Source organism: Methanosarcina sp. 1.H.A.2.2 (assembly GCF_000979975.1).
GTDB lineage: Archaea > Halobacteriota > Methanosarcinia > Methanosarcinales > Methanosarcinaceae > Methanosarcina.
Genome location: NZ_JJQL01000079.1, coordinates 20522 through 34258, shown reverse-complemented (window position 1 = coordinate 34258; position 13737 = coordinate 20522). Strand labels below are relative to the sequence as shown.

The window sequence follows — 13737 nt, the reverse complement described above, 5'->3', positions numbered from 1 at the left end:
ATCCCTGATTACTTGGTTTTTTTCTTATAATAGACTTCTCTTAAAATCACCAAAAATATTACAAAGATGCACCCGAAAAGGAACCAGACCCCCGGGTGAAGAGAAAGGGAATCATAAAGCCCATGGATTCCTCCGAAGTGTGTGAGCCCTTCGGAAGGGACGGCAGGCAGTTCCGGAGTTGAGTCCAGAGTCTCCGGGACAGAGACTTCCGCAACCGCTTCTTCCTGGAGAACTTCCGCCCCCGAAGACAGATTTTCTGCGCTCCCGCCATCCATTACCTGCTGTCCAGCAAAAGGCTCAGGGCTTGCGTTCATTGCCGCCTCTTCTGACACTGCCTGGTCAAAAGTAGACTCATAACCCTCTGCTTTAGGGCTCAAGCTTTCGTTTTCAACGTCCCCCATAATCATTGCTTCTGGATAAGCCACATTTGCAGGCCCCGTGATCCCCCTCCGCAAAGGAGCAGTGGCATCGATGATATTTTTTGCTCGCAGGTAGACTGAGAGATACTCTATTCCTGCAGCTGCAAAGAAAGCTGCCCCTATTACTCCCATGTATTTCTGCAGCAAACTTATAATGGAAAGTTTGTCCATAGAATTTCTTGAAGGGACGAGGACAATCAGCTTTTCCACTGATTCATAGATCTTGACCTGCCTACCCTTCTGGCTCCATTTTATCTGTTTGACTTTAATCAGATCGGATTCAGCCAGAGAATCGAGGTTATATTTGACCGTAGTAAGGGGGAGGTTCAACTCTTCTGCAATATTGGTTGCAGACATGCTTTTCTTTCCGAGAAGTTCAAGGATCTTCACGGATGTTTCGTTGGAGAGGATCTGGGTAAGTTTTCTTGAGTCACCGTTTACAGGGAGAACAAGCACCCTGTTATCCTGCTCCCCGGATCCAGGCCCCTGGGGAGGCTCGCCGGTTTCAGATAAACCTTCTCTGTCTTCAAGCCCGTTCATGCGTATTTCCTGAGTTAATAAACCTTATTATCAGTATTTTTAAATTATACTCTATACTGTACTTTGCACCGATCTTGATATAAAGTTTTATTTTCCGCGGGTTATTATAGATCCACTACTATATTTATATATAGAATCCTTCCCTTAACCTTAAATATAACATTGTATATTCTAATCTAAATTTTCCGCTGGTAGCAATTATGATCACAAAACAGCAGATTCTTGAATTTCTGAAAAATTACGATTTAAAAGACATTACTATTGCAACCGTCTGTTCTCACTCAAGCCTTCAAATTTTTGATGGAGCTAGAAAAGAAGGTTTCAGAACTCTTGGGATCTGCGTTGGCAAACCGCCCAAATTCTATGAGGCATTTCCCAAAGCAAAACCCGACGAGTACCTTATTGTCGACAGTTATGCAGATATCATGAATAAGGCCGAGGAGCTCAGAAAAAGAAACACCATCATTATCCCGCACGGTTCATTTGTTGCTTACCTGGGCACGGAGAATTTTGCAGAGATGGCTGTGCCTACCTTCGGGAACAGGGCTGTACTGGAGTGGGAGTCGGACCGGAATAAAGAACGGGAATGGCTCCTTGGAGCAGGCATCCACATGCCCGGAAAAATAGATGATCCTCACGATATCGACGGGCCTGTGATGGTTAAGTACGACGGAGCAAGAGGAGGAAAAGGCTTCTTCGTTGCAAAAACCTACGAGGAATTCGAGGAACTCGTTGACCACACGCAGAAACACACTATCCAGGAGTTCATTACAGGAACTCGCTATTACCTGCATTACTTCTACTCCCCGATCAGAAACGAAGGATATACCTTAAGCGAAGGAAGCCTTGAACTTCTTAGCATGGACCGCAGGGTAGAATCCAATGCCGATGAGATCTTCAGGCTTGGCTCTCCCAGAGAACTTATAGAAGCAGGTATCCGCCCGACATATGTGGTTACAGGAAACGTACCCCTCGTCGCAAGGGAGTCCCTCTTGCCTCTGATCTTCTCTCTTGGAGAAAGAGTGGTTGAAGAATCCCTTGGCCTTTTCGGCGGGATGATAGGGGCTTTCTGCCTTGAAACGGTGTTTACGGACGAGCTTGAAATTAAGGTATTTGAGATTTCAGCCAGGATTGTTGCAGGAACAAACCTTTACGTTTCAGGTTCCCCTTACGCAGACCTGATCCAGGAAGACCTCTCGACCGGACGTAGAATAGCTCAGGAAATCAAAAAGGCAGCCCAGACAAACCAGCTGGATAAGATAATAACCTGAAGCTACTGAAGTATTCTGAAGTTACTGAAGTATTTTGAAGTTACTGAGATCTTCAGAAACTTTCAAATAATTCAATTTTTCATTAGATATTCAGGGTTGGAATGGTCTTTCAATCCCTGATTACCCCTTTTTCTCAAATAGAAGATTTTTTGGTTCATCACTATTTCAAGTGGGTAATTTATATTCACTTCCTGAATCCGGAGATACAACACAGATAATATTTGAAAAAATTTATAGTGGGAAATCACATTCAAGATAAATGTTTATCTTTCTAGTGTCGCATCAGCAGTAAACTGTCGTATAAAATCAATTACAGCTGTTTGGAATCATTCAATCCTTGAGGATTGACGCAACACTAGTGTGGTCGCTTCCCAACTGAACAATTATTTTCCATCCATACAAAACAGCGAAGAGCCTTAAAAAGGATCCTCAAAACGAGATCCAAGCCTGAAAAACTTAAAGATAGAGACTTTTATTTTACCCAATCTAAACAAATTATTTTAAGTAGTTATCAGTCCGATACTATCAAGGATGCCTGAAGGGGAAAATAAAGAGTTCAGACCTGCTTTTGGAGGAAAATTCAGCGGGACATTGCGTATTCTTGGTAACGAAGAAAATGATGGAGAAGGGCTCCTGTTTCTTGGAAACTATATGGCACTTGACCATTCGAGGGGAGCTGCCGTTTATCTGGATGCCCTTAAACCTCATGCTGTTTTGATCTGTGGGAAAAGAGGGTACGGGAAATCCTATACGATGGGGTGCATGCTGGAAGAACTTGCCCTTCTCCCTCCCGCCATCAAGGGAAAACTTGCGTCCCTTATTATCGATACCATGGGAATTTTCTGGACAATGAGTTATCCGAATACTTCCGAGGCAGGAAGACTAAAAAACTGGGACATTGTACCCACAGGACTCGAAACCGAGGTTTTCGTGCCGGCAGGAAAGGTAGAAGCCTATAAGAGGCGAAACATAGAGGTAAAGCCTTTTTCGATTTCAATCCGGGAGCTCTCCGGAAGCCAGTGGTGCAGGGTCCTCAAGATTGAAGAGGTTTCTCCTCTTGGAATTATGCTCGTAAGGACTATTGAATCCCTCCGGGAAAAAGGCGAACCATATTCTTTTGAAGACGTTATCAGTGAGATCTTCCTGGATACGCGTTCGGATTCAGCATCTAAAGGGGCTGCTGAAAACTATTTCAGGGCTGTGAAGTCCTGGGGTCTGTTTTCAAAGGAAGGGACGCCTCTATCAGAACTAATATCAGGGGGCAGGACAACAGTCCTTGATGTAAGCGCCCTTGAAAACGAAAACGTTTGTGCTGCGGCAGTATCGATTCTTGCAGGCAGGCTTTATGCTGAGAGGCTTGAGGCAAGAAGGGCCTATGAAAAAAAGCAGATGGGAGAAAAATCGGAAGGAGAAGAGTTCCCCATGGTCTGGTTTTTCATAGATGAAGCTCATATTTTCGTCCCCGCGGGGAGGGAAAGCCTTGCTTCGGAGGTGCTTATTAACCGCTGCCTCAGGCAGGGCAGGCAGCCCGGCCTCTCCCTGGTACTGGCAACCCAGAGACCCGCAAGCCTTCACCCTGATGTTGTCTCACAGAGCGACCTTCTTATCTGCCACCGCCTCACCTCAAGTGATGATATTCTTGCCCTTGAAACTTCCCGGCCCCTTTATATGCAGGAAAGCCTCAGGGCATACCTGAAGAAAATGGGGAGTGAAAGGGGAGCTGCATTGATAGTAGATGACCACTCGGAATCTGTCCATATGGTGCGCATCCGCCCGAGGAGGAGCTGGCACGGAGGAGGAGAGCCAAGTGCTCTTGAGCCCTGAAGAGAGGAAAAAGAAGAAACAACAGCTCAAAACCCAGAGCAATTTGCTTAAGGCAGAGTATTTGTTTACTAAAGTTTTCCGGGCAAAACTAACCGTAAAACGGTAGAAATTGTTAACCATATTTATAACCTGTCAGAAAATAATTTAAATATTACCTGTGATACTTCAACCCTGTCAATAACCCCCACTAAAGTGGGAGGCTTGTTTCGGCAAGCCTTGATTGACCAGCCTAAGTCTTAATTGACTCCGTTGGATATGTCATGATACATTTGGATGCTTCCTCAGTCCACTTCCATATCGTGTAACATCAAAAGTCCTGAGAGGTAGGGGCGGTGTGTTACACACAACAAGCATGTCCAACATTGGCGAGAGGAGACGGTTTTCCAAAACCGTGTAACCTGCAAAGGGAATTCGTTTCCAAAGCAGAGTAGAGAGATCCAACAAAGTGGAAGGAATACCTGGAAGTGGAAGGAATACCTCCCGCCACTGAAGTAACGGGCATCCTACCTTAGAGATCGTGAACATTTAATCAACAGCGTTTAATTACAGCAAATTACGGTGATTTCATGAAAGGAAGAGCCTGGAAATTCGGAAATGACGTGGATACGGATGCAGTAATTCCCGGAAGGTACCTGATTTTCAATACCCCGGGAGAGCTTGCTAAGTATACATTTGAAGGCGTACGCCCTGATTTTGCAAAAAATGTTCATGAAAATGACATCGTGGTCGCAGGAAGCAATTTCGGCTGCGGATCCTCGCGTGAACACGCCCCTCTTGCCCTTAAAGGGTCAAAGGTATCCTGTGTGATCGCAAAGTCTTTTGCAAGGATCTTTTTCAGGAATGCTATCAATATCGGAGTCCCTGTCCTTGAATGCCCGGACACGGACAAGATCGACGACGGAGATGAACTTGAAGTAGACCTTGCAACAGGGGTCATTCAAAACAAAACAAAAGGAGAGACCTACCAGGCAACCCCCCTCCCGGATTTCGTCCGCGAGATCGTAGATGGGGGAGGGCTTATAGAGTATGCCCGGAAACTGGTCTCTGAGCGCTGAAAAACAGGAAACCTGTCCAAAGACAGACCTGATCCACGTTTGACATCTCGTAGTAAAAAGGCAGTTTTGCCTGTAAATTTGAAAGGAGTACAAACATGACGCAGTATAAGATTCCGGTCCTCCCCGGAGATGGGATAGGCCCAGAAATCATCGCTGAAGGCAGAAAAGTAATTGATGCCGCAGGCGAGAGATTCGGTTTTGATGTAGAATGGATTGAATACCCGCATGGAGCAGATCACTACCTGGAAACGGGAGAGCTGATTTCGGAAGAGACCTTAAAGGAATTATCCGGCTACCCTGCCCTTTACCTTGGTTCCATCGGAGACCCGAGGATTGCCCCCGGGGTTCTTGAAAAGGGAATCTTATTAACTGCGCGCTTTTACTTTGACCAGTATGTCAACCTGCGCCCGATAAAACTCCTCGAAGGAGTCTGGACCCCAATCAAGGATAAGACCTCAAAAGACATCGACTTTGTCGTGGTCAGGGAAAACACCGAGGACTTTTACGTAGGAATCGGCGGCAGGGCAAAAAAAGGAGAGAGTAAAGACCTCCTTGAAGTCAAAAGGACACTCTACTCTGCAAAATTCGGCCTTGATATCGAGACCGACAGCGAGGAAATTGGGTACCAGATCGGCCTTATCTCCAAAGAAGGTACAAAAAGAGTTATCGAGTACGCCTTTGACCTTGCAGAAAAACAGAAAAAACACGTCTCATCTGTTGATAAGGCAAACGTTCTTTCCGACATCTACGGCCTATGGAGAGAAGAGTTCAGCGCGGTTGCTGAAAAGCACCCAGGCGTTACCACGGACTTCAACTTCGTTGACGCCATTACAATGTGGTTTGTGAAAAACCCGGAATGGTTCGATGTGGTAGTAACCCCGAACATGTTCGGAGATATCATCACCGACCTCGGCGCCATGATCCAGGGCGGCCTCGGCCTTGCCCCGGGCGGAAACATCAACCCGAACGGCACAAGCATGTTTGAGCCAATCCACGGTTCAGCCCCAAAATACAAAGGCCTGAACAAAGTCAACCCGATTGCCACAATCTGGGCAGGCGCAATGCTCATAGAACAGCTTGGAGAAAAGGAAGCTGCAGACAACATAGTCAGTGCAATCCAGAGAAATATCCTGGACAGCAAAGTCAAAACCTACGACATGGGCGGCAAGAGCACCACCTCAGATGTCGGGGACGACATTGCAAGGATAATAAAGGGAGAATAATTCAAATCTCCCTTCATTACATTTTCTTTTCTAATTAACGTAGAATTCATTTTCTTTTCTAATTAACGTAGAATTGCCGGAATTTTCCGACTCTTTTTGAGAATCAGAACCATTTTTGGTCAAATATTATATCTTGGCCTGAGGAGAAAATTATCAATTTGTTAAAAAACCCGTAGAGAGGCATTTCCCACTGAAAAAAGGATTGAAACAATAGACAAAAGAGATATATAAAACAGGATATATAATAGTCTATGAATTTTAGATAGATTGGCATTTCTTGCCATGGGGGGAAACATGGATAAAAAAGATGATCGGACAATGATTGGAGTCTGTCCAAACTGCGGAAAGCCGTTCAGGATAGAGTCAACAGGCGGCGGAGAAGAGTGGCGCTACTGTGCAGAGGTGTGTGTAGATCCTGTAGCAGTACCGGCAGGAGCAAGGTTGCAGCCAGATAAAGCTACATTACGCTTCATAGACGGCAATATGAACGAGTATATGCGAGATGAATATATCAAAGTTCATGGCATTGATCCTTTGCCAATATGGAAAGCGATCGAGAAATGGCGTGAAGAACAGATAGAGAAGTGGAAAATGTAAGTTTAACATTTACTGATTAGAAACTATTTTTATCTTTTTTTAATTTTCTAACCCCATATTTATGGCCCAGGATCAGTTGGAAACAGAAAGGGATCAGTTGGAAACAGAAAGGGATCAGTTGAAAACAGAAAGGGATCAGTTGAAAACAGAAAGTCAACTACCCGCTAAATCTAAAATTTAACGGGTTTTCTGCTAAGGTATTATGAATGCTAAATAGGTCATCAATTTTCAGGAAAGCACTGTGATCCGGTCCTTCTGCCGATAGAGCCAGGAAAAAATACAGAGATAATTGAAATCTCCAGGTGTATCTAATTCGAGAGCAATCTCCACTAAAACAAGGTTCGGAACTCGGGAAGTAATACAACCTTCCTTTTCAGTTGCCTTTAAATCCCATAAAACTCCTACTACTCCTCTGATCGACGTGGCACGGAGAAAACAATTTGAAAAACCCCTGCACGGGGATAAGGAAAGCGTGCGCTTTGCAACCCCTGAGCCTATTGCCCGCTACAGGGCGCAGCGCCTGAGATGTAAGACTCTTGCTGATATCAGCTGCGGGATAGGAGGGCAAACCGTCTTTTTTGCGCAGCAGTGTGAGTTTGTATATGCAGTGGAAATCGACCCCGCGAAAATCGAGTATGCAAAACAGAACTGCGAGATGTACGGGCTTAACAATGTGAAATTCATCTGCGGGGATGCCCTTGACCCGAAAGTTATAGAGCAGATCCCGGCAGTAGATGTCGTTTTTTCGGACCCGTTCCGCCCGGCAGAAGAGGATGAGAGGCATGTCTCAAGCCTTGAGCCCGGAATCCCGAATGTGATTTCGGCTTATGGGGAAAAGACAAAAAATTTCGCCTTCGAAGCTCCACCCCAGATGCCGCCGGAAAGGATTCCTTTTGACTGCGAAAAAGAGTATATTTCCCTGGAAGGGCAGCTCAACCGCCTGACTCTCTACTTCGGCGGATTAAAACAGTATGATCGGCTTGCTGTGGCTCTTCCTGCAGGCGAAGGGCTGGTCTCAAAGAATATGCCGCTTCCGCAGATAAGGGAAACGGAAAAGATGAAACTCTGCGCCTATGAACCAGAACCCTCTGTTGTTGCAGCAGGGCTGCTGCCTGAACTTGTGGAATCCATGATGCAGATGGCAGGACCCATTGTAGGGGCTTTCGAGCTATTCAGGGTTGACAAAAAGAGGCTTTTGATGACCTCTGATGCCCTGATAAAGCAGTCCATGATCAAACATCACTACCTGGTCCTGAAGGTCACCCCCTTTGAGCCCAGGGAAATCAATAAGTTCCTGAAAGACAGGAACGTTGGAAGTGTCGTGCTTCGGGCAGGCGTAAAACCCGAAGACTACTGGGAAGTCAGAAACGAAGTCGAAAAAGGCCTTGAAGGGAAGAAAACCATACACCTCTTTGTAAAAGACGGGATTGCAATTCTCTGTGAAGTGCTTTTTAAGGTATGAATTAACCACCGAAAACACGAAAGGACACGGAAAGACCTTATCTATACTCTTTTACTCCATACTTTCCGTGCCTTCCGTTGTCATAAAAGCTGGACTGAAGGAAGGGGAATGTTCACGTTAGAATCTCTAATTTAATCGTCCACTGGTAAGCGGGTGATATTTTGAGACCCGATTAACCATTGCGACTGAAGCAGTTCACTTTAATTTGCTCAAAGCCCACCGCCTCCAGCAGCGCCAGGGCGCAAGAACGGAAAGACTGGGAGCCATTATGGTTGCTCCGTAATAGTCTCAACCTATTAACTACGGATCACCTGTAATTGGAAAAATTCTAAAAAAAGACATCAGGATAAAAAGATCTGAAAGAGAGAAATCCAGAAACTAAAAAAGTAAAAAGAACCGGGCTTTAAAAACCCGGTATCGGCATTGATTTTTCGGCTCAATCGGGTTTGATTGAGCCATTCAACCTGAGAGGTCCATTCGGTTTTCAGGCTTGCTTGCAGGCATCTTTCACAAGCTCAAGCCCTCTGGCAAGAGCGTCCTGTATCCTTGTGGGATCAGTTCCGCCGCCCATTGCAAAGGAAGGCTTTCCGCCTCCGCCTCCGCCGACAATCTTTGACATCTCACGGATAAGGCCACCGGCATTGATTCCGGATTTCAGGGCTTTTTCTCCGACAGATGCTACAAGCTTGACGCCTTCGACATCGCTTGCGAGAAGGGCAACTACATTTTCATGTTTCAGAAGTTCCGTAGCTATCTTCTGGAGTTCAAGAGAATCTGCTCCCGCAACAGATTCGGCAACAACCCTGAAATCTGCAACCTCAGAAGCATCCCCGAGCATCCTGTAAACCCTGGACCGGGCAAGTTCTTCTTTGAGCCTTTCGTTTTCTTTCTTGAGGTCTTTCCATTCCCCGAAGAAACGATCCACACTTACCGGGAGGTGTTCCGGAGGCACGCTCAGGGTCTTTGCGGAATCAACAAGGAGAGATTCCATTTTTTGCATGGCGCGAACTGCTGCATCTCCGGCTGAAAACTCGATCCTCTCTACTCCGTCCTGAATCCTCTCTGTCTTCAGGATTTTGATAGGCCCGATGATGCCAGTACTCAGGCAGTGGGTCCCACCGCAGGCTTCCACATCGTCTCCTACCTTTACAATCCTGATCTTCTCTCCTGGAGGCACTCCGCCCTGGTAGAGTCCAAAGCCGTATTCCTGCTCGGCTTCAGTCCTCATCATCCATTCCGTAACCACACGTTTGTTTTCCATAACCGTGCGGTTAGCCAGAAGCTCGATCTGCCTGATTTCCTGAGGAGAGATGTGTCTGTAATGGGAAAGGTCAAGCCTGGAGTGGTCCTCAAACTTCTGGGCACCAGCCTGCCAGATGTGTTTTCCGAGAACCTTTCTGGCCGCATCATTTACAATATGGGTTGCTGTGTGGTGCCTTGCAAGGGTCATCCTGCGCTTTTCATCGACCTTTCCAGTGATAATATCGCCTTTGGTGATCTCAAGTCCCCTGTCAGGAATATCAACTGTGTGTACGATTACACCGTCATAGACCTGAACATCCACAACCCTGTAAACGGTATCTCCACCAGTGACGGTCCCGAGATCTGCAGGCTGCCCTCCACCTTCCGCATAGAAGAATGTGTTGTCCATCACGATATGGTTATCAAACACATCAAGGACGACTGCCTCGAACTCCAGACGGGTGGGTTCGTCATAGAAGCGGCGTTTGGTCTTAGGAAGGTGCTTGAGCCTTTCTGCAAAAGGAATCACCTGTTCTTCCTTTTCTTCAGCTTTGTTGTGCAATTCACCAATAATGGAATAGAAATTGTCAGGGAACTCCACTCCGACCCCGATCTCGGCTGCAACTTCTTTTGCCATCTCTGGCGGTATTCCGTGTGAGTCGTAGAGTTCGGTTAACTGGGAGAGAGGAATTTTTTCTCCGGTCTTCTTGAAATGGGATGCCGATTTATGGATGATCCTGCGTCCCCGCTCCATGGTAGCGTTGAACTTTTCCTCTTCTGATTCCAGGATATCCTTAATGACAGGGAAGTTATTCCTGAACTCAGGGTACTCGGGCATGTTCTTTATGTGCATGTCCACGATTTCGGCGAGTGGAATCCTGATATCAAGGTCTTTCATCATGCGCAGCGTCCTTCTCAGGACGAGGCGTGCCAGATAACCTGCTTTGACATTGGAGGGAATGATTCCGTCCCCGAGCATGAAGGTGAGACAGCGCGTGTGGTCAGTGATCGCATAGACCTTTTCGACAGGTTCCATGATAGCAGAGAGTTTTTCCACTGTCATCCCAATGCTAGAGGCCACTTTTTTCCTGAGTTCCAGCAGGTTTGCCTTTTCACTGACATCCATAAACCCTGCAAGCCGTGCGTTCTGCGCCAGGATGTTTGCATACTCAGGGTTATTCAGTTCATGTTCAAGCCCTGCGAGCCCCATGAGTTCGTTTACTATGCCAGGGAAAAGAGCATCATAAATAGTAGGTGAACCCCTTGAAGCCCAGACAAACCGCTCAAGACCATATCCGGTATCCACGATGTAGTTGTCCATCTTTGAATAGGTCTCGCCCTTGATCAGGACATCTCCTTTTTTGTCGGTCTTCAGGTCCATGAAAACAAGGGTGGCAAGCTCGAGCCCATGCACAATGACTTCTACACAGGGCCCGGCATTGCCTCCGCCTGCCCAGGGCTCTTCTTTGTAGGTTACAGCAAAGGGGTCTACCTTGAGAGAGTTCAGGAGCTCATCGCAGAGTTCCAGGGTATGCTCCTTCCAGTAAATTTCATTGTCCCTTTTGTTGAAAGCGTGGTGCGCCATCATTTCAAAAGTTGTCAGGTGGCGTCCACTCCTGCCCACCGAATCCAGGTCGTTTAACCTGATACACGGCTGGGAAATCGTAAGGGGGTTTGCAGGAGGTGGAACCTGTCCTGAAGTTACAAAGGGCTGGAAGTCTGCAATTGAAGCAATGGTAAGGTAAATATCGTCTCTCCAGCGAGCGACCACAGGATAGCGATCAATCCTTGTATGCCCTCTTGCTTCAAAGAAGGAAAGGTAGTATTCGCGCATCTCTGAAAGATCGAATTCCCTGGAAAAGACAGGGCTTCCTATAAAGGAATAGGGATCACAGGGCGCATCTCCGCAAGTATTTCTTTCAGGGTCACGTGTCCAGAAGAATTTGCCACATTTCTGGCACTGCTTCCGGACGAAACCGTTGTTTTTGAAAAAGTCAAGTTGATACTCATCTTCAAGCATGATAATCTCTCCGGATGGTAGGGTGCGATCTGCCCCGCTGTATCTGAAAATAAAAGGAAAGCAGAAGTATCCCAGCTCAACCGTCTCAGGGGGTTTCAGGCACTTTAGTGCTTATATGATGATCTTATACTGATCTTAAATGATGATCTTAATGCGTTTATCCATTAATTTTGACGTACAGCGGCATGGAAATAAACCTCAAATGATGAGGCTATGTGGGCTTGTGTACGAATAAACTTTTACAGCTAATTGTTTTTTAATATAAGTAACTTACATAATACTGATGAAATGTACATAATACTGATGAAATATATAATAATGTTACATAATATTTTGTATTTAAACGAGCCCACACTTACGAACCTTAACTATTAGGGGCACTTCTACAGAAAAACTTTGTTCTTCAGTGTGAAAGATAAGAAAGTGTTCTTTGCCTCCTGAGGCAAACTTCTTGTCTGTAAAGCTACCCGAAAAAAAGACATCGTAGGGAGAAGGTTAAAGGAGGCATACTTCGGCTACTTAAGTACCCTTAATTATAATACTGTTACTCAAAAGCTTCAACTTAAACAACGCTAATCAAGTAACGCTAATCAAGTATGCCTGCTCCCTAAAATCATTACCTGTACAGCACAACTGTCCTGCCGCGTACGTCAATCAGTGTGGATCTTGTAGCTGCGGCAATCTCAGCTGCGATCGTTTTCAAATCTTTTCCTTCTTCTGCGCTCTTGAGTACCCTGACCTTTACAAGCCTGTTAACTTTCAACTTATTGTTCAGTTCTTCGATCAAAGTTTCAGTGACCCCATTCTTTCCAATATTAAGAATAGGACTGATCTTGCTTGCATCGGATTTCAGCTGGTATAGTTTTTCTTTCTCCATTGCCCTTCCTCACATCGCTAATGATAAAACTCGCCTGCTAATTATAAAAAGCTCACATCATCAATGTGATAAGAAATGCACAACATCGATGAAATAATTCCTTCTACCTTGAAGCTAGTTTACCCTTGAGTATGATTTCACCCATTCTCACCGGCATCTATATCAAAGTTTCCCGGTGAGCCCAATTTCGGGGATCAGCTGGTTTCCAGTTCTTTTATAAATTACTTATTTCACCCGTATGTGGGCTTTTTGCGTTGATAGATACCGAACATGGACAGGGATTTCACATAATTTCGACATCTTTATTATCGGCTTGATATTCATTAACGCTATAGAGAACCAAAAACGGAGCATAAAACCCCTCTTCCACTTCAGGGAGGCGACTGTAAATGAACCCAAACTTGCTTGATTTGATCCTGTTTTCAGAGAAGAGAAAAGCTTTTCTCCTGCTGTTGAAGGAAGGACCAAAGAATGCTCAGGAGATTCTTGAAAGGCTTCAGGTTCCAAGAACCGCTCTCCTTCCCCAGATAAAAAAGCTGAAAGAACAGAACCTTGTAATCCACGAAGAAGGAGTTTATCGCCTCAGCCTGATAGGAGAGATTGTTATAGAGAAAATGCAGCCTCTTCTGGATACCCTGGAGATTTTTGAGAAAAATGAAGAATTCTGGGCAGACAGAAAACTCTCACCTATTCCCCCCCATATTATGAAACGGATCAGCGAACTTGGAAATTATAGCCTGATAGAACCGGACCTGAGCCATACTTTTGATATTAACCCGGAATTCATGAAATATGTTTCTAACTCGAATCATATCCTTATGTTTTTCTCCTATTTTCATCCCCAATTCCCTGCCTTCTTCCTGGATCTTACCAGAAGAGGCACTGAGATTTCCCTTGTCCTGAGCGAATCTGTGTACTTACGGCTTACAGAGGATTTCAAAAAAGAAGGAGAAGAGCTTCTCAGAATGAAGAATGCAAGTCTCTTTATAATGGACAAAAAAGAAGTGGAGATCCCTGCAGTCGTTGCATCTTCTGATAAAATAATGATTCTGGGGCTGTTTAATGAAAGCGGAAGATTTGACCGCCAGTATGTAATAAGCTTCGAACCCGGGGCAATAGAATGGGGAAAAGACCTGTTCGAATACTTCAGAGACATGAGCAGAGAGATAAAAATTAAAGACAAATAAGAACCTGTAAAAACGTAATC

The 13737-nt window shown here is 45.4% G+C and carries 10 protein-coding genes; 7 read left to right on the top strand and 3 right to left on the bottom strand.

What is annotated here, in order from left to right; genetic code table 11:
• Positions 1 to 8 precede the first annotated feature (8 nt).
• Positions 9 to 959 (bottom strand): transcriptional regulator, encoded by a 951-nt coding sequence (locus EO93_RS12000; RefSeq protein WP_048162719.1) that lies wholly within the window; start codon positions 957 to 959, stop codon positions 9 to 11.
• A gap of 200 nt (positions 960 to 1159) precedes the next feature.
• Here EO93_RS12000 and EO93_RS11995 point away from each other — a divergent pair, with 200 nt between their 5' ends.
• The 6 genes from EO93_RS11995 (at position 1160) to EO93_RS11970 (ending at position 8391) form a co-directional block, all read left to right on the top strand.
• Entirely contained in the window at positions 1160 to 2230 is a 1071-nt protein-coding gene (locus EO93_RS11995; RefSeq protein ID WP_048162718.1) for a formate--phosphoribosylaminoimidazolecarboxamide ligase, read from the top strand.
• Between the two features lie 531 nt (positions 2231 to 2761).
• Positions 2762 to 4054, top strand: coding sequence for an ATP-binding protein (locus EO93_RS11990; protein WP_048162717.1), 1293 nt, complete (start codon positions 2762 to 2764; stop codon positions 4052 to 4054).
• 566 nt (positions 4055 to 4620) lie between these two features.
• A complete protein-coding gene (locus EO93_RS11985; protein ID WP_048134901.1) occupies positions 4621 to 5109 on the top strand; it encodes a 3-isopropylmalate dehydratase small subunit in 489 nt (162 codons plus the stop codon).
• Between the two features lie 95 nt (positions 5110 to 5204).
• Entirely contained in the window at positions 5205 to 6332 is a 1128-nt protein-coding gene (locus EO93_RS11980; RefSeq protein WP_048134900.1) for an isocitrate/isopropylmalate dehydrogenase family protein, read from the top strand.
• A gap of 294 nt (positions 6333 to 6626) precedes the next feature.
• Positions 6627 to 6929, top strand: a complete 303-nt coding sequence (locus EO93_RS11975; RefSeq protein ID WP_048162716.1) for a hypothetical protein — start codon at positions 6627 to 6629, stop codon at positions 6927 to 6929.
• A gap of 421 nt (positions 6930 to 7350) precedes the next feature.
• Positions 7351 to 8391 carry a methyltransferase domain-containing protein gene (locus EO93_RS11970; RefSeq protein WP_048162874.1) on the top strand — a complete coding sequence of 347 codons (1041 nt, stop codon included), beginning with the start codon at positions 7351 to 7353 and terminating at the stop codon, positions 8389 to 8391.
• Between the two features lie 484 nt (positions 8392 to 8875).
• On the opposite strand, the gene alaS is transcribed toward EO93_RS11970, so the two are convergent.
• Both alaS and EO93_RS11960 read right to left on the bottom strand, forming a co-directional pair.
• Positions 8876 to 11653: an alanine--tRNA ligase gene (gene alaS, locus EO93_RS11965; RefSeq protein ID WP_048134898.1), complete on the bottom strand. Its 2778-nt coding sequence runs from the start codon at positions 11651 to 11653 to the stop codon at positions 8876 to 8878.
• A gap of 616 nt (positions 11654 to 12269) precedes the next feature.
• On the bottom strand, positions 12270 to 12530 hold the full coding sequence (locus tag EO93_RS11960) for a YhbY family RNA-binding protein (protein ID WP_048134897.1): 261 nt from the start codon (positions 12528 to 12530) through the stop codon (positions 12270 to 12272).
• A gap of 389 nt (positions 12531 to 12919) precedes the next feature.
• On the opposite strand from EO93_RS11960, the gene EO93_RS11955 reads away from it, so the two are divergent.
• Positions 12920 to 13717, top strand: a complete 798-nt coding sequence (locus EO93_RS11955; protein WP_048162715.1) for a winged helix-turn-helix domain-containing protein — start codon at positions 12920 to 12922, stop codon at positions 13715 to 13717.
• Positions 13718 to 13737: the final 20 nt, after the last annotated feature.

Coding starts and splice junctions, on each gene's coding strand:
- EO93_RS11985 (WP_048134901.1), top strand. CDS start 4,621: ATGAAAGGAAGAGCCTGGAAATTCGGAAATGACGTGGATACGGATGCA.
- alaS (WP_048134898.1), bottom strand. CDS start 11,653: ATGCTTGAAGATGAGTATCAACTTGACTTTTTCAAAAACAACGGTTTC.
- EO93_RS11980 (WP_048134900.1), top strand. CDS start 5,205: ATGACGCAGTATAAGATTCCGGTCCTCCCCGGAGATGGGATAGGCCCA.
- EO93_RS11995 (WP_048162718.1), top strand. CDS start 1,160: ATGATCACAAAACAGCAGATTCTTGAATTTCTGAAAAATTACGATTTA.
- EO93_RS11960 (WP_048134897.1), bottom strand. CDS start 12,530: ATGGAGAAAGAAAAACTATACCAGCTGAAATCCGATGCAAGCAAGATC.
- EO93_RS11990 (WP_048162717.1), top strand. CDS start 2,762: ATGCCTGAAGGGGAAAATAAAGAGTTCAGACCTGCTTTTGGAGGAAAA.
- EO93_RS12000 (WP_048162719.1), bottom strand. CDS start 959: ATGAACGGGCTTGAAGACAGAGAAGGTTTATCTGAAACCGGCGAGCCT.
- EO93_RS11975 (WP_048162716.1), top strand. CDS start 6,627: ATGGATAAAAAAGATGATCGGACAATGATTGGAGTCTGTCCAAACTGC.
- EO93_RS11955 (WP_048162715.1), top strand. CDS start 12,920: ATGAACCCAAACTTGCTTGATTTGATCCTGTTTTCAGAGAAGAGAAAA.